The sequence below is a fragment of the Micromonospora sp. NPDC049903 genome, from assembly GCF_044460945.1.
Taxonomy (GTDB): Bacteria; Actinomycetota; Actinomycetes; order Mycobacteriales; family Micromonosporaceae; genus Micromonospora.
This window is the reverse complement of sequence record NZ_JBITKL010000021.1, coordinates 58,075-75,717: the sequence shown is the minus strand read 5'-3', so window position 1 is coordinate 75,717 and position 17,643 is coordinate 58,075. Positions and strand designations below refer to the sequence as shown.

General features: G+C 68.2%; 8 protein-coding genes. All 8 read left to right on the top strand.

The features are described 5' to 3' along the window. Positions 1 to 13 precede the first annotated feature (13 nt). The 8 genes from ACIBO1_RS25310 to drmC all read left to right on the top strand — a co-directional run bounded on the left by ACIBO1_RS25310 (position 14) and on the right by drmC (position 17,637). A complete protein-coding gene (locus ACIBO1_RS25310; protein WP_396750676.1) occupies positions 14 to 1,957 on the top strand; it encodes an N-6 DNA methylase in 1,944 nt (647 codons plus the stop codon). Between the two features lie 182 nt (positions 1,958 to 2,139). After that, on the top strand, positions 2,140 to 5,283 hold the full coding sequence (gene drmD / locus ACIBO1_RS25305) for a DISARM system SNF2-like helicase DrmD (protein WP_396750674.1): 3,144 nt from the start codon (positions 2,140 to 2,142) through the stop codon (positions 5,281 to 5,283). Then, the gene (locus ACIBO1_RS25300; RefSeq protein ID WP_396750672.1) at positions 5,280 to 9,281 is read left to right on the top strand and encodes an Eco57I restriction-modification methylase domain-containing protein; all 4,002 of its coding nucleotides are present in this window, start codon (positions 5,280 to 5,282) and stop codon (positions 9,279 to 9,281) included. The genes drmD and ACIBO1_RS25300 overlap by 4 nt, the downstream gene beginning before the upstream one ends. A 38-nt stretch (positions 9,282 to 9,319) precedes the next feature. Beyond that, positions 9,320 to 10,498, top strand: a complete 1,179-nt coding sequence (locus tag ACIBO1_RS25295) for an AAA family ATPase (RefSeq protein WP_396750670.1) — start codon at positions 9,320 to 9,322, stop codon at positions 10,496 to 10,498. Between the two features lie 83 nt (positions 10,499 to 10,581). Next, a complete protein-coding gene (locus ACIBO1_RS25290; RefSeq protein ID WP_396750668.1) occupies positions 10,582 to 11,175 on the top strand; it encodes a hypothetical protein in 594 nt (197 codons plus the stop codon). Further along, the gene (drmA, locus tag ACIBO1_RS25285; protein WP_396750666.1) at positions 11,175 to 14,975 is read left to right on the top strand and encodes a DISARM system helicase DrmA; all 3,801 of its coding nucleotides are present in this window, start codon (positions 11,175 to 11,177) and stop codon (positions 14,973 to 14,975) included. The genes ACIBO1_RS25290 and drmA overlap by 1 nt, the downstream gene beginning before the upstream one ends. Continuing rightward, complete coding sequence (drmB, locus tag ACIBO1_RS25280) at positions 14,975 to 16,870, top strand: DrmB family protein (RefSeq protein ID WP_396750664.1); 1,896 nt, start codon at positions 14,975 to 14,977, stop codon at positions 16,868 to 16,870. The genes drmA and drmB overlap by 1 nt, the downstream gene beginning before the upstream one ends. Next, positions 16,867 to 17,637, top strand: a complete 771-nt coding sequence (drmC, locus tag ACIBO1_RS25275; protein WP_396750662.1) for a DISARM system phospholipase D-like protein DrmC — start codon at positions 16,867 to 16,869, stop codon at positions 17,635 to 17,637. The genes drmB and drmC overlap by 4 nt, the downstream gene beginning before the upstream one ends. Positions 17,638 to 17,643: the final 6 nt, after the last annotated feature.

Here is a 17,643-nt window from a genome sequence, read left to right as displayed (position 1 = left end):
ACACACTTCGACCGTGCAGGAGACACCGACCATCACGGCGGCGGAGATCGCCCGGCTCGCCGGCGTCGGTCGGGCCGCCGTCAGCAACTGGCGCAAACGGCACGCCGACTTCCCCCACCCGATCGGCGGCACCCCGGCCAGCCCCGAATTCGACCTGATCCAGGTCGAGCAGTGGCTACGCGCCCAGGGCAAACTCCCCGAACTCGCCACCGCCGACCGGCTCTGGCGACGCCTCGCCGCCACGAAGGACTCCTCCGCCGCCGGCCTCGCCGCCGTCGGCGCGCTGCTGCTGGCCCGGCAACGCGGACGACGCACCCGTCCCGAGGACCCACACCTCGCACCGCTGGTGCCCGACCTCGACACCCTCACCGACGAACTCGGTCCACAGGGGGCGTTCGACGAGCTGTGGCAACGCTTCTCCGCACCCGGCCCCGGTCGTGCCTTCGCCACTCCTGACGCACTCGCCGACCTGATGATCGGGCTGACCGGTCCGGGCGACGGGTCCGTCCTCGACCCGGCCGCCGGCTCCGGAGCCCTGCTGCGGGCCGCCGTCCGTGCCGGATACACCTCGGCGTACGGGCAGGAACTGGACGACGACCTGGGCCGCCTCGCCGGACTGTGGCTGGCCCTGCGGGAGGTGCCCGGCGAGGTGCACGTCGGCGACTCGATCCGTGCGGACCGGTTTGCCGGCGAGACGTTCGACGCCGTCGTTTGCCACCCGCCGTTCGGCGCCACCAACTGGGGCGACGACGAACTCGGCACCGACCCCCGCTGGATCGTCGCCAGCACTCCGCGTACCGAACCGGAGTTGGCCTGGGTCCAGCACGTCCTGGCCCACCTGCGGCCCGAGGCGACTGCCGTACTCCTGATGCCGCCCACCGTGGCCAGCCGCCGCGCGGGCCGACGGATCCGCGCCGAGCTGCTGCGCCGTGGCGCACTGCGCGCCGTGGTTGCGCTGGCGGCGGGGGCGGCACCGCCGCATGGCGTACCGCTGCACCTCTGGGTGCTGCGGCGACCCGCGCCCGACGCGCCGCCACCGGTGCGGGCGCTGCTCGTCGACGCGGCGAGCGGCGACCTGGCCGAGACCGCGCCCCGGATCCTCGCCGCCTGGCGAGCTTTCGACGCCGACACCGGCATCGGGGAGACCGGCTTCGCGCACGCGGTGCCGGTCATCGAGCTGCTGGACGAGGAGGTCGACCTGACCCCCGCCCGCCGGCAGCCCGCCGCATCGGGCGTGGACACCGGAGCGCATCTGGTACGCACCAGAGAACGACTCGCTGCCGTCGTCGGCGACCTCGCGGCGCTGATGCCGCAGGTCACGCCCACCCCCGACGGGCCGGACGGTGAGTTCCTGACGGTGGGGGAGTTGGCCAGATCCGGCGCACTGCACCTGCTCGGCCCAGTCCGAGCCGCGTCGACAGACGAGAGCGAGGCGGCCAGCGGTGGACCGCAGGTACTCACCGTGCAGGACGTGATCAACGGCGAAGGCCCGTCCGGTCGCGACGACGGTCGCCTCGGTCAGGAGATCCCGCTCGCCGTCGGCGACGTGGTGGTGCCGATGGTCGCCCGGAGCCTCACCGCCCGAGTGGTGTCGGTCGACGGGGCGCTGCTGGGACGCAACCTCTATCTGCTGCGGCCCAACCCGGCGGCGCTGGACCCGTGGTTCCTGGCCGGGCAGTTGCGGACGTCGACGAACGAGAAGCAGGCGTCGAGCCTCTCCGGCACGTTGCGCTTCGACATCCGACGGGCCCAGGTGCGACGGCTCTCCCTCGACGAGCAGCGGGCACACGGGGAGGCGTTCCGGCGGCTGGACGCCTTCGAGTCGGCGATCCGGCAGACCGCGAAACTCGGCGCCGAACTCGTCCAACTCACCGCTGACGGATTGGCCCGGGGAGCGGTACTTCCATCACCGGCCCCGCTGACACCCCGACGCGAAGGTTCGTCGACTCGAAGCTGATCCATCCGGTGTCGTCTAGCCGACAGCCAGTCCGATTGACCGGACCACAGTCCACTGGTCTTCTAGCTACCTCGTGTCGGGCTGTGAACCGAACAAACAATCCTTTCGGGTGACCCATCGTTGCACAAAGCGGACGTACGGTCGCTGAGTTCGAGTGGGGGTCAAGTGAACATGGGAGCGCGATGCCGAGCATGACGGGCAAGGTCGACGAGCCGGCAATCAGCAAGCTGGTCGCCGTACGTGGCCAGCGCTGGGTGGTCAGCAACATCGAGCGGGCCGGGCAGAGCACCCTCGTCACGTTGCAGAGCGTCGAGGACGGCCGCTACGGCCACACCCTGGAGGTGATCTGGGAAGTCGAGCCGGGCCGGCAGGTACTGCCCAGCGGTTCTCTTCCCGAGGTTGGCGAGGGCAGGTTCGACTCGCCGCAGCGGTTGGCCGCCTTCCTCGACGCGGTCCGCTGGGGGGCTGTCACGTCGGCGGACGTGCGGACGCTCCAGGCGCCGTTCCGTTCCGGCGTGGCGATCGAGGACTACCAGCTCGAACCGGTCGCCCGCGCGGTCGACGCGCCCCGGGTCAACCTGCTGCTCGCCGACGACGTGGGCCTCGGCAAGACCATCGAGGCCGGGCTGGTCGCCCAGGAGCTGCTGCTGCGCCACCGGGCCCGCCGCATCATGATCGTCTGCCCGGCCGGGCTGACCCTCAAGTGGCGCGACGAGATGGCCGAGAAGTTCGGCCTCGACTTCACCATCATCGACTCGGAACGCTGCGCCGCCGTCCGCCGCAGCCACGGCTCGGCCGCCAACCCGTTCCAGGTGTACCCGTTGAGCATCGTCAGCCTGCCTTGGCTGCGTGGCCAGAAGGCACAGCGACTCCTGGACGAGGTGCTGCCCGCCGACGGCCCGACCTATCCGCGCACCTTCGACCTGCTCGTCCTGGACGAGGCGCACCACGTCGCCCCGGCCGCGCCGAAGCAGATCTACGCGGTGGACTCGCAGCAGACCAAGCTGATCCGTCGGCTCGCCCCGCACTTCACCCACCGGTTGTTCCTCTCCGCGACTCCGCACAACGGCTACCAGGCGTCCTTCACCGCCCTGCTGGAGATCCTGGACAACCAGCGTTTCGCCCGCGGCGTCAAACCCGACCCGGCGGCGGTGACGGACACGGTCGTGCGTCGGCTCAAGCGGGACATCGAGAACCCCGACGGTACGCCCCGATTCGTGGAGCGAAAGGCGTCCGCGATCCCGGTCATCTACCCCGACGACGAGCGGCAGATCCACGCCCTACTCACCCAGTTCGCCGAGTTGCGCCGCAAGCGGCTGCACTCCCAGCGTGGCCGCAAGGCCACCGACCTGGTGACCCTGCTGCTCAAGAAGCGACTCTTCTCCAGCCCGGCCGCGTTCGCCCACACCGTCCGCGTCTATCTCGACACCCTGGCCAGCCGGAAGGGCTCGCCCAGCCTGACCGTTGGCGACGACGTGCCGGAGTGGCTGGACGAGCTGATGGACGACATGGCCACCTACGACGATGAGCAACTCGCCGACGCCGAGGACGACGCGCTCAACCGGGTCCGCCCAATGCAACCCGACCCCACCGACGACGAGACGGCTCTGCTGGAGAAGATGCTCGACTGGGCCGAACGTAAGGAGGCCCAACCCGACGCCAAGGCGCGCGAGCTGATCAACTATCTGACCGCGATCTGCCGCCCCGACGGCCTGCGCTGGATCAACGAGCGGGTCGTCGTCTTCACCGAGTACCGCGACACCCAGACCTGGCTGGCCGACCTGCTCCGGCAGGAGGGCCTCGGCGGCGACGGCCTCGCCCTGTTGCACGGCGGCACCCCGCCCGACGAGCGGGAGCAGATCCGACTCGCTTTCCAGGCTCACCCGACCGAGCGGCCGGTGCGGGTGCTGCTCGCCACCGACGCCGCCAGCGAGGGCATCGACCTGCAGAACCACTGCCACCGTCTGGTCAACTACGACATCCCGTTCAACCCGAACAAGCTGGAACAGCGGATCGGCCGCATCGACCGGTACGGCCAGACGATCCACCCGGAGATCCAGCACTTCGTCGGCACCGGCTTCGGAAAGCCGGTCGACGCGTTCGAGGCCGACCTGGAGTTCCTGTCCCGGGTCGCCACGAAGGTCGCCCGGATGGAGGAGGACCTCGGCTCGGTCAACGCCGTCCTTTCCGACGCGGTGCAGCGCCGCATGCTCGGCGAGCAGGTCGCCATCGACGTAGACCAGGCAGGCAAGAAGAAGCCCAGCGTGCCCACCGAGTCGAACGTGCGGGAGCAGGTCCGCAAGCTCCGGGCCGACCTGGACAAGACCGTCGAGGAACTCGGCATCACCCCGCCCGCGATCAAGCGGGTGGTGGAGACCGCCCTGGATCTGGCCCGCCAGCAGCCTTTGACCCGGCACGTCGACGACACGCACCTGCTCGACGACCTGCACACGGTGCCGCCGCTGACCGGCTCCTGGCAACGTGCCGGCGCCGGACTCACCGCCAAACTCACCGACGGTGACGAGCCGCCCCGCCAACTGCCGGTCACCTTCGATCCGCAGGTGGCCAAGGTCGACCGCGACAGCATCGTCCTCGCCCACCTCAACCACCCCCTGGTGGCCATGTCGACCCGGCTGCTGCGCGCCGCCGTCTCCAACCCCGACATCGGCCTGTACCGGGTCACGGCCGTGGTCAGCGACGACCCGTCGCTGGAGGACGTGCTGGTCGGGGCGTACTCCCGGTTCGTGCTGGTCGGCGCGGACGGCGTCCGGCTGCACGAAGAGGTCCTGTACGCCGGCGGCTGGGCACCCGAGCTGGGCCGATTCCGCCGCGTGGAGAACCTGACCACGCTTAAGGCCGTCCTCGACCAGGCGCTGGCCACCGGCATCCCCGCCGCCCCGGTCGTGCAGGCCCGGCTGGCCGAACGCTGGCCTCGCGTCCGCGACGGCCTGCTCTCGGCCATCGAGTGGCGGACAAAGGCCCGGCAGGAGTCGCTGGACCGCAAGCTCGCCCAACGAAAGGAAGCCGAACGGCAGCGCATCGTCCACAACCTCGACCAGTTCGCCGCCACCCTGCGCGGTGCGCTCGACGCCGACGACAGCGAGACCGAACAGGCGCTGATCAGCCGCGCCGAGGCCAGCAAGAGCAAGGAAGAACTGGCCCAGTACCGCAAGGACCGCCAATCCTGGGACGAACGCCTGAAGGCCCTACAGACCGAACGCGACCGCGAACTCGAAGCGGTCGACGCCCGCTACCGCAATCCGAAGGACCACAGCTTCCCGGTGGCCGTGGTCTTCGTCGTACCGAAGCGAGAGGCCACCCGATGAGCCGCAGCTTCCGCCGTCCGGCCCCCGACGGCGTCGAGCAGCACCGCAACTGGCTGAGCCTGGTCGAGGTGAACGGCCCGTTCCTCAGCCTGCCAGTGCTGCGCCGCACCTGGCCCACCCTCGACAGCCTGGACAAGCGCAGCCGCGAACGGCTGCGCCAGGAACACACCACCTGGCAGGCTGACACCGTCGCGGGCCAGCAGGACTGGATCGGGTACGTGTTGGGCGAACTGCTCGACTGGCGCGACACCCGACACACCGACAACCTCGACGAGCTGGCGCACACTGTCGCCGAACACGACACCGAGCTGCGCCCGTCGTTCGCTCTGGTCGAGCTGGGGGAGGAGGTCAAGCCGGACAGCGTACGGCTGCTGGGTCTGATCTGCCCGCCCGGCCAGCAACCCACCGCCCGGGTAAAGGACTCCACCTGGGCGGCGACGCCCGCCGACCGGCTCGCGTTGCTGTGCCGGCATCACAACATCGAGCTGGGCCTGGCCACCGACGGCCGCTGGTGGTCCCTGGTCTGGGCGCCACGCGGCGGCGTCACCACCACCGCCACCTTCGACGCCGTCTCCTGGCCGGAGGCCGCCGAACGGGACGTGGTCCGTGCCTTCGTCTCGCTGCTGTCCCGGCACCGGTTCTTCGGCGTCACCGACACCGAGCGGCTGGTGCCGCTGCTGCGCGACAGCCTCGGCAGCCAGGAGGAGATCACCGAGGCGCTCGGCGTCCAGGTCCGCCAAGCCGTCGAACTGCTCGTCGCCGCCATCGGCCGGATCGACGTGCGTGAACGGGAAGCCGGCGGACGCGGCCTGGCCCATATCGAGGCACACGAGGTCTACCGCGGCTCCGTTGCGGTGATGATGCGGATCGTCTTCCTGCTCTTCGCGGAGGAACGCCGCCTGCTCCCCGCCGACAACGAGCTGTACGCGACGGCGTACTCCGCCGGGCGGCTCTGCGCGGAGCTGGAACAGCGGGTCACCGAGGGCAGCGAGGAGGACCTGGAACACAGCACCGCCGCGTGGCACCGGCTGCGCGCCCTGTTCAACGCCGTCTACCACGGCATCGACCACCCCCGACTCACCCTGCACGGCCACGACGGCTCGCTGTTCGACCCCAAGCGGTACGACTGGCTACCGCTGACCGTCGACGACCGGACCGTGCTGCACATGCTCCGCGCGGTGCAATACGTCCAGGTCGGCACCGGCCGCTCGCGGGAACGCCGCACGGTCAGCTTCCGCACCCTCGACGTCGAACAGGTTGGGTACGTATACGAGGGCCTGCTCTCCTTCGAGGGCTTTCGCTCCGAGGATGTCACCATCGGCCTGATCGGCAAGGATGGACTGGAGGAAGAGGTCCCGCTCACAGACCTGGAGGCACTTGCCGTTCAGATGGTCGATTTGCCGGGGCTGGCCGATGCGCTCGCCGTCGAGTATAAGGACTCGAGAATCGGCTCGGCTGCGGCCTTGGCGAAGAAGCTCACGCCGCTAGACGGCGCGGAACGCGAGGATGCCCGTAGGAGGCTTCTCGCCGTTACTGGTGGCGCCTATCAGCTCTCCGAGCGACTACTGCCCTTCGTTGGGATTATCCGCACGGACCTGCGCGGACTGCCCGTGGTGATCTTGCCTGGGGCACTCTATGTAACTGAGTCGGCAATGCGTCGTAACACCGGCACCCACTACACGCCACGTTTCCTCGCCGAGGAAGTCGTGGAGGGTGCCTTGGAACCGCTGGTCTACGAGCCGGGACCGTTGCAGACGGCCGATAGGTCCCAGTGGAAGCCGAAGTCTGAAGCGGAGATCCTAGCCCTCAAGGTCGCCGACATCGCCATGGGCTCGGCAGCGTTCCTAGTAGCCGCCGCGCGTTATCTGGCCGGTCACCTGATCGAGGCATGGTCGCGAGAGGGCGACGAACGGGCGCTGGCCTACCGGCAGCGTGGCGTCAACCGGACGGTGGGCGCCGACGACGACCCGCTGGTCATCGAAGCGCGGCGGCAGATCATCGAGCATTGCCTGTACGGGGTAGACATTAACCCGATGGCCGTGGAGATGGCGAAGTTGTCGCTCTGGCTGGTCTCAATGGACCCGCAGCTTCCCTTTACCTTCCTCGATGACAGGCTTGTCGCCGGCGACTCGCTGCTTGGCCTCGGTAAACTGGCCGTGCTGCCTGGGAGCGTAGTCAACGATTTGCGGCTGGATAGGGACCTGTCTCTAGTCTTGGAGTTGCGGCAAAGAATTGCCGCACTACCGGACACTTCAGAAGCGCTGTTGGAGAAGCGGCGGTTGCTCTGCGAGGCAGGAACCCTGCGGCGTCGGGCCGATGCCTACGCCGATCTTGTGACCGGGGCGTCATTGGCGTCGGTTAAGCGCGGCCAGGATTCGGTCATCATCGCTGAACGGGTCGGCAGGCTGGCGCAGCATCTTGCGCAGGGCGGCGGCCTCGAGACGCTGGATGCGCAGGCGCGCGATTGGTTGGCCAGCGAACAGGCGTCGCGTACCTTCGATCGAAATCCCCTGCACTGGCCTCTAGAGTTTCCCGAGGTCTTCGAGCGCGGCGGTTTCGACGCCATCATCGGCAACCCGCCCTTTCTTGGCGGCAAGAAGATTAGTGGGGCAATGGGTCTCGCGTATCGGGAGTATCTCGTCGCGGTGCTCGGACAAGGCGTGAAGGGAAATGCTGACCTGGTCGCATACTTCGTGCTCCGAGCGCACGATCTGCTTTCGAGCGGCGGGCAGACCGGCCTGATCGCCACCAACACCCTAGCGCAGGGTGATACCCGTGAGGTCGGCCTCGACCAGGTCGTCGCAGGCGGCTCCACCATTCGCCAGGCGATCAAGAGCCGACCTTGGCCGTCCCGGTCGGCGGTGTTGGAGTTCTGTGCGGTGTGGACCAGCCGGGCTGCGCTACACGCGAACGCCGAGCGATGCGTGGACGGAGTGCCGGTCGTCGGCATCACATCGTCCCTGGACTCCCAGTCACGGGTGACGGGCAACCCGTACCGCCTGGTGCGAAACGCGGGGACCTCCTTCATTGGCTCGTACGTGCTGGGCATGGGCTTCACGATGGAGCCGGCCGCGGCCGAGGCGTTAATCGCCAAGGACGAGCGGCACCGAGAGATCCTCTTCCCCTATCTCAACGGCCAGGATCTCAACTCACGCCCAGACTGCTCGGCGAGCCGCTGGGTCATTAACTTCTTTGACTGGTCCAAAGAGCGGGCACGCCTGTTTGGCGAAGTCTTTGATATTGTGGAACGCGAGGTCCGCCCGGAACGACAGCGACGCAAGCCGGACGGTAGCTTTGCTCTCCGCAAGCCCTTGCCTGACCGCTATTGGCACTATGCCGACAAGCGTCCAGCCCTATATGGAGCCATTGCTGGCCTGCATCGGGTCGTCGTGATCGCGCTGGTGAGTAAGACCGTGATGCCGATGATGGTGCCAACTGGCCAGGTGTTTTCGCACGCGCTTGGGGTGTTCGCTACGGATGAGCCGGCGATGCTGGCGTTTCTGTCGAGCGCCCCGCACTACTGGTGGGCTGTCACCCGGGCTTCGTCTATGAAGGCTGACCTCCGCTACACCCCGTCCGACGTCTTTGAGACGCTTCCACTGCCGGAGGTCACTCCCGAGTTGCAGAATCTGGGCGAACATCTCGACGCCTATCGGCGGAACGTGATGCTGAGCCGGCAGGTTGGGTTAACGGCGAACTACAACCGTGTGTTCGACCCAGCCTGCCAGGACGACGACATCGTGGAGTTGCGGCGGATCCACCGGCACATCGACGTGGAGGTGTGCCGAGCTTATGGCTGGAACGACCTGCTGGCGTCGGGCCTCGACCACGGCTTCCACAAGGCCGGAGCCTACACCCGATACACCATTGGCCCAGCGATCCAGCGCGAGATTTTGGACCGACTGCTGGAGCTGAACCATCAGCGCCACGCTGAAGAGGTCGCTGTTGGTCTTCATGAGAAGATGGTCGGTCGGCAGAATCAGGCGAGTCTCTTTTAGTGGAAGTGGGGATAGCGGTGGGGATACAAAATCGCCTAGTGCGGCTGGAGGTCGAGAACTTTCGGAGCCTGCAAAAGGTGTCCGTGCCATTGGGGCCCTTGGCTGTCATGGTGGGGCCGAATGGTGCCGGCAAGACAAATCTCTTGGACGTCTTTAGATTCTTGGCCGACATTATACAGACCGATCTCGCGCCGGCCCTAGAGCAACGAGGTGGGTTCGACCAGGTTCTCTTCCGTGGTGGGGATGAGCGGGCTGCCGCGATGAGCATCAGCCTGGCGGCGACTTGGACACCGTTCAGCAATCCGGAAAACCCGGACGAATACCGTTTGGGGGTCTGGAGGCGGTCGAATGAGCTCTTCCGTCGCGAATCATTCCGGTATCGACTTCCGAGGGGTAGCCATCAGGAAATTTCGGTGAGTGGGGAGGAGATTTCGGTTTCTGCCGCCAGTCGAGAGGAAATCGGGCCCGTCGCGAAGAATATTGGGATTACCCGTTTTAGTAGCGCTCTGTCGACGCTTCCGCGGCTTAGTCATGACTGGGGAGGAGGGGAGGTTGCAACAATAGCGAAGAGCCTTTCATCCTTCAGAGCGTTTGAGGTGCACGTAGACGCCGCTCGCCGACCGTCACGATTTCCGCGAGGAGACACCGAGGTGCTGCGCGACGATGCATCTAACCTAGCTGCGTTTCTTTTCACGTTATCTGAACAGCGCCCCGACACATGGCGGCAGTTGGTCGATGATGCAAAAGAGGTGCTGCCGCAGTTGGACGACATCGAGTTTGATCGCCCCTCTGGCGCGGCCAGAGAAGTCGTTGTTATGCTGCGCGAGCGTGGGCTGCGGCGGGCAACGCAGTTAGCTGACGCCTCATATGGCACGATCCGCTTACTTGGCTTGCTGGCTCTCCTCTATGACCCACAGCCGCCTGCTCTGACTTGCATCGAGGAAATCGACCACGGTCTTCATCCCCAAGCCTTGGAGCTGTTGGTTACGAGGTTGCGGGAGGCCAGCGAAATTACGCAGTTGCTAGTGGCGACTCATTCCCCCGCCTTGGCCGACCAGCTCGCCCCGCATGAGCTCATTGTGTGCGAGCGCGACGACGACGGCGCGTCGGTGATCCCCGCTGTGTCGATCGAGGACATCGAGCGAATCGTCCAGGCGAGCGAGGGAGAGCCGCTCGGCAGATTGTGGTTTTCGGGCGCACTCGGCGGTGACCTGTGAGGGCGCGTGGTGGAACTCGGATCCGCGCCACCCGTAAGCCTGTTGTAGTACTCGTCGGCGAAGATAGCAACGACCGGGAGTCCATGCGAATCTTGCTGGAGGAAATTTGCCCTCAGTTGCGGGGCCGGCTTGTCGAGATCAGGGATCCTGCACGGCTGCGGGATGCGAAGGGGACGCTTGAAGCTCGTGTCGACGCTCTCCTAAGGCTGGCGAAGGGTCGCGCGGCGCGGGAGAATGCTGAACTTGCCTGCGTCTTTGTGCACGAGGATCTCGACGTCTCCGATGGTGACGAGTACATCGAGAAGCGGGCTAGGGTACAGCGGGTGCTTGAACAGCGGTTCGGCAGGGCTCACTACGTGCTGTCAACGGCAGCAATCGAGGCGTGGCTGCTTCTGTTTCCGGATGCATTGAGTGGTACAGCGTCGTCCTGGAGAGTGCCGAGGCAATACCAAAACCGAGACACGGGAATGCTAAACAACCCGAAGAGCATTCTGAAATACGAAGTAGGCGGTCCGTCGCGGCGTTATCAGGAGACTGATTCGCCGAAAGTGTTCGCCAAAGCGGTCGAGCTCGGCTGCCTCGACCAGCCGCGTGGCAGCAACCGGTCATGGAGGCAATTTCGGATGGATGCGAGCACCTGTTGTCAGCAGCACCTCGGGCAACAGAGGAAACCGTAATGGCGATCGACGCCCAGGGCGGGCTCTTCCCGCACTCTCGCGGCGAGCAGCAGGCGCTGAGCCCGCCGCTCGACATGCCGCAGAGCTTTCCCGAGGCGACCTCCTACCAGGTGCGGGACGAGTTGGAGGAGTTGATCGGGCGGGACCTGCTCGGGCCGTGGGACGGGGAGCAGGAGGAGTTCCGGCCGGGGGCGATGGGGCCTCGTGAGCGGTACCTGGTGGGGATGCTTGGGCCGAAGCAGCGGCCACGCGCCGACAAGCGGGACTCGGCCGAGGTGCAGGACGTGGACGCCGCCGTGCAGGGGGACGGTAGCGAGGCGGAGCTGCCGGAGGTGGTCACGCCGCTCAACCTGGGCAAGATGTGGGCCTCCTCGATGGGGTTGTCGTTCGCGGTGGCCGGCGACACCGACGTGTTGTCGGTGACCGTCGAGTGGGGGCGTTACGACCTGCGCGAAGGCGAGGACGAGAAGGGCAAGAAGAGCCGCGTCTGGTATCGCGAGCCGGTGTCGTGCGCCAAGGAGGTCCGGCTCGACGGGGACACCTCGTACCGGATTCCGCTGACGGTGGCCGACCAGGACGCGCCGGGTGTGCATCTGGCGGTGGAGGTCCGGCGGCGCGATGGGCGACGGGTGGTGCAGCTCGCGCTGATCAACTCGCAGCTTGAGCCGGAGAGCAACGCGGACACCGCCTGGCTGTTCCAGTCGGCGTTGACGGTGACCGCCCTGGACGGGCATGCGGCCGTGTTCCTGCCGATCGACGACCCGCTGGACGGGGTGAAGGGGATCAGCGACGACGACGAGGAGACGCACCTTCGGCTGCTGTACCGGTCGCAGCGCCGCTACGCCGCCGGTCGCAACGTGGCCGTGCACCCCTGGGTGCGGTCCGGGGAACGCTACGCACACAAGCTGTTCACCACCTGGCTGCCCACCTACAACGTGCCGGCGACGGTGGCGCCGGTGGGCAAGGGCACCCGACTGGCCGAGGTCGAGCTGTCCATGGACACCTTGGCCGTCGTCGACATCGACCGGCTGCGGACCGGGCTGGCGATTCTCGCCGACGGGTACGAATCGTGGCTCGACGGCGAGGAATCTAAGATCCCCGAGCTGCCGGAGCCGTTGCGGGCGACCGCAGAGCGGGCGGTCTTCACCGCCGGTCAGGCTGCCACGCGGATCCGGGCCGGTATCGCGCTGCTGACCGACCCGGACGCGCCCCGGCACGGTGAGGCGCTGGCTGCGTTCCGGTTTGCTAACCAGGCGATGGCGTTGCAGCGGCGGCACAGCGAGGTGGCCCGGCTGCGGGAGGAACAGGGCCTGTCGTACGCGGACGCCAAGGCCGCCGTCGACGCGCGTGGCGCTGTCGCCGCCTCCTGGCGGCCGTTCCAGCTCGCGTTCGTGCTGCTGAATCTGCCGTCGCTGACCGACCCGGCGCACCCGGAGCGGGCCGCGAACCGCGACGCGGTGGTGGACCTGCTGTTCTTCCCGACCGGTGGTGGCAAGACCGAGGCTTACCTCGGCCTGACCGCGTTCACCTTCGCCATCCGCAGGCTCCAGGGGGTGGTCGGCACCGGGGTCGACGCGCGCAGCGGCAACGCCGGGGTGTCGGTGTTGATGCGGTACACGTTGCGGCTGTTGACCGCCCAGCAGTTCCAGCGGGCCGCCGCGCTGATCTGCGCCGCCGAGGTGCTGCGGCAGCGCGACGAACGCACCTGGGGCGGCGAGCCGTTCCGCATCGGGCTCTGGGTCGGCGGGGGAGTGTCGCCGAACTGGTACGACGAGGCGGCGGGGCAGATCGCCGAGGCGCGTGAAGCCGGCCACGGCAAGTTCACCAACGTGTTGCAGACCCTGAGCTGCCCGTGGTGCGGGTCGAAGCTGCGCGCCGAGCGGGATCTCGAACCCAAGGAGGATCTGCGGCGGGTACTGCTGTTCTGCGCGGAGGGGGAAGGGGCCGGAGCCTGCCCGTTCTCGCGCACCCGCAGCACCGAGGGCCTGCCCATCCTCACCGTCGACGAGGAGATCTACCGATACGCGCCGAGCCTGGTCATCGCCACCGTCGACAAGCTCGCCCAGCTGCCGTGGCGGGGCTTCGCCGGGCTGCTCTTCGGCCGGGTGCGGGAGTACTGCCCCCGGCACGGCTACCGGCACGACGACCTGGACACCCGCACCGGCTGCGGCTCCCGACACAACAAGAAGGGCAGTCTGGAGGCGGTGAGCAGCCAGCCGGTGATCCGGTTGCGCCCACCGGATCTGATCATCCAGGACGAGTTGCACCTCATCTCCGGCGCGCTCGGCACCACCGTCGGTCTCTTCGAGGCGGCTGTCGACCAGCTCTGCACCTGGCCGCTGCCGGGTGGCGGCACCACCGGGCCGAAGATCGTCGCGTCGACGGCCACCACCAAGCGGGCCCGGTCCCAGGTGCTCGGCGTCTTCGGCCGGGATCTGGCGGTCTTCCCGCCGCCGGTCATCGACATCACCGACACGTTCTTCAGCCGCCAGGTGCCGGTCACCGTCGACAACCCGGGCCGCCGCTACCTCGGCGTCTGCGCTCACGGAGTGCGGTTGAAGTCGGCCGAGATCCGACTGGCGGAGATCCTGCTGCTCGCCGGGCAGACCCTCTTCGACCGGTACGGCGCGCCCGCCGACCCGTACCAGACCCTGGTGGGTTACTTCAGCGCCACCCGCGAGCTGGCCGGTATGCGTCGGCTCCTCGACGACGACGTGACCACCCGGGTCCGCACCCACGGCCGCCGTAAGGGCATGTCCGACCGGCTGACCGGCTCGCTGATGCTCAACGTCCAGGAACTGACCTCCCGCATCTCCTCCGGGGACATCAGCGAGGTCCTCAAGCGCCTGGAGATCGGGTTCGATCCGGAGACCGACACCACCGCCCGGCGCAGGGCGATCGCCGAGGACATCCGGGAGGCGATGAAGGCCAAGACCGCCTCGAATCCGCGACTCGCCATGCACCCGCTGACCGACCGCTTCTATAAGCGGCAGAACGAGGGCCAGACACCCGTGGACGTCGTGCTGGCCACCTCGATGCTTCAGGTGGGCGTCGACGTGTCCCGGTTCGGTTTGATGGTGGTCACCGGGCAGCCGAAGAACACCGCCGAGTACATCCAGGCGTCCTCCCGGGTCGGTCGAGATGCCCGTCGTCCCGGACTGGTGGTCACCCTCTATAACTGGACCCGGCCCCGGGACCTGGCCCACTACGAGGACTTCGAGTACTACCACGCGACCTTCTACCGCCAGGTGGAGGCGCTGTCGGTCACCCCGTACACCCGGCGGTCGCTGGACCGGGGCACCGCCGCGACCCTGGTCGCGGCCGTGCGCAACGCGGAGGAGACGTTCTCCCGCAACACCGACGCGCACGACGTGCCGCTGGACGGCCCGCAGGTGCAGCGGATCGTCGGCCGGCTGATGCAGCGGGCCGAGGACATCGCCGGGGAGCGTGGCCGCGACTACCTGCTGGAGCGGATCAACCGGCTGCGGGACGAGTGGAACAAGCGCAAGACCGGTGCCGTGCGGCTCGGCTACGACCACGGCAGCTTCAAACAGCAGCGCCTTGTCGGCTTGCTGGAACGGGCCGGTGCCGGGCGGTGGACCGACCTGACGGTCGGACAGTCGATGCGGGAGACGGAGAACGAGATCAACCTGTTGCTGCCCGCCGGGGACAAGCTCTTCGACGCGCTGTACGGGGCGCCGGAATGGTCGTTCGGGCCGCCCAGCGACGACGTCCGCGACGAGGACCGGCCTCCCGGGGACGAGATGGGCGAGTCGACGCTTGCCGGAAAGGGGAACTGATGGCAGGCAGGCATTTCCGGCGGGTCGGTGCAGTCCGCCCCAGCCACCTGATGTTCACCACCGGTGTCGGCGCCATCGTCGACCTGCCGAACTTCTCCGTGCTGGTTCGCGGCCTCGACGACTGGAACCACAACGCGGTGCCCGACTGGGAGCCGATCGCCGAGCCCCGGCTGCTCGCCGCCGTCCGCAAGCTGCTCAACGACAAGTCGATCAAGGAGCTGCGGCCCGCGCCGTGGATGGACGGCGGCGACGAGCCGAACAGCCCGGCCTCGAAGGTCGGCGTGCCGATCACCCCGTTTCCCGGCTGGCTGCGCTGCACCGCCTGCGACGAACTGGCCCCGATCGAGGGCGGCGTGTTCGGCTTCGAGAACACGAAGGCCCGTAAGCCACACGAGGCCCGGTTCTTCCACACCGTCTGCGGGCGCAAGAAGTCCGGTCGACGGCCGATGGCGGTGGCGGCCCGGTTCGTGCTGGTCTGCTCGCACGGGCACCTCGACGACTTCCCCTACACCCAGTTCGTGCACCAGGGTGGCGCCTGCCCGGACGTGTCCCACCCGAAGCTCCGGATGAACGATCGGGGCGGCAACCTCGGTGCCAACGTCGAGATCCGGTGTGTGCCGTGCGGGGCGCGGCGCAACATGAAGGAGGTCCTCGGTCCGCGGGGCGCGCAGAAGCTGCCCCGCTGCCGGAGCCGTCGGGCCCACCTGGGTGACTTCGAATCGGGTGGGTGCAAGGGTGAGCTGAAGCTGCTGGTGGTGGGCGCGTCCAACCAGTGGTTCGCGCAGACGCTCTCCGCCCTCGCCGTGCCGCCCACCGGCGTCAGCGAGTTGCAGGCGAAGGTGGTGCAGCACTGGTCCACCTTCGAGAAGATGGAGAGCGTCACCTTCCTGCCGTTCGCCCGCGCCGCCGTGCCGACGCTGCGGGAGTTCGACAGGTGGACCGACGAGCAGATCTGGGCGGCCGTGGAACGGCACCGCGCCGGCTTGAAAGGCGACGACGACGAGAGCGGCTACCCGGACCTGCACACGCCGGAGTGGGAGATCTTCTCCGCCGCCGAACTGCCCGAGGCCAGCGACGACTTCACCCTGCGCCGCGACCCGGACGGGGTGCCGGCTCAGTTGAAGGAGATCTACGCCGACGTCATCCAGGCCGAACGGCTGCGCGAGGTGCGGGCGCTTGTCGGGTTCACCCGCCTGGACGCCCCCGACCCCATGGATCCGGACCTGGTCCAGCGTGCCCCGCTGGCCCGGGCCCGGTTGGAGTGGGTGCCGGCCAGCGAGGTACGCGGCGAGGGGATCTTCCTGCGACTGCCGGAGGACCTGTTGGCCGACTGGGAGGCCCGGGTCGCCGACACCGAGACCATGCAAACCCACCGGGAGGCGTACGGAAGGTTCCGGCGTAGCCGCTATTCCGGGCGGATCCGAGGCGGCTTCGAGCCGATGAGGCACTGGCCGGGGGAGCGGTTCATCGCCCTGCACACCCTGTCGCACCTGTTGATCCGGACCATCGCCCTGGAATGCGGTTACAGCTCCGCGAGCCTGTCCGAGCGGATCTACTCCGGCACCGCAGAGGACCCACATCGTGCCGGCATCCTCATCTACACCGCCGTGCCCGATGCCGAGGGAACACTCGGCGGTCTGGTGTCGCTTGCCGAGCCCGACGCACTGGTCCGGCTCACCCGCCGGGCGCTCAACGATGCCCTGCACTGCTCCTCCGACCCGCTCTGCGCCGAGCGGCTGCCACACGAGCCGGCCGAGTTCCTGCACGGTGCCGCCTGCCACGTCTGCCTCTTCGTCTCCGAGACCACCTGCGAACGCGGCAACCGGTTCCTGGATCGCCGGTTCGTCGTACCGATCGACGACCCGGCGCTGGCCCTCTTTCCCGAGATGCCGTGACCTGGGAACCGGCCTTCGAGGCGGCGGCCGAGGCGGCGGTGCACCGGCTCGGGCCGGCACATCTGCGGGTGCTGGCCGACCGGCTCGGCGGTGGTTGGCCGGAGCAGGCGGTCCGCCATGCCGTGCCGGTGTCCGGCTTCGCCGAGGCTGCCGGGGCGGTGCTGGCCGCCCGACAGGAGTCCGGGTTGTCCGAGGCCGAGGCGGCGGCTTACCTGCGCGGACTCGCCGCCGGACACGCGCAACGGTCGGCGGCGGTGCGGGTCGAGTCGGTGTGGAGCGGGCCGAGCACCCACCCTGTTCCGGTGCGGGCGACCGCGCAGGTGCTCATCGATCTGGTCCGCGACGCCCGCAGTGAACTGTTGCTGATGACCTACTCGGCCACCGCGTACCGGCCGTTGCTGACGGAGTTGGCGGCGGCGACGGCACGGGGCGTGACCGTGGTCGTCGTGGTGGAGACGCTGTCGGGAGCCGCCGGAGCGCTACGTGGGAAGGAACCGGCCGCCGCGTTCGCGGGCGTTCCCGGCGTCGAGATGTGGCACTGGCCGACCGAGCGACGGGCAGAGAGACCGGCCAGGATGCATGCCAAGATCGCCGTGGCGGACCGGCGGACGTTGCTGCTGTCCAGCGCGAACCTCACCCAGTCCGGGGTCGATCGCAACATCGAGGCGGGCCTGCTGGTACGTGGCGGTTCCGCACCGCAACGGGCCGCCGAGCACATCGCCGAGCTACAGACCCGGGGCATCCTCGCCCGGCTCGGTACGGCCTGAGGCCGG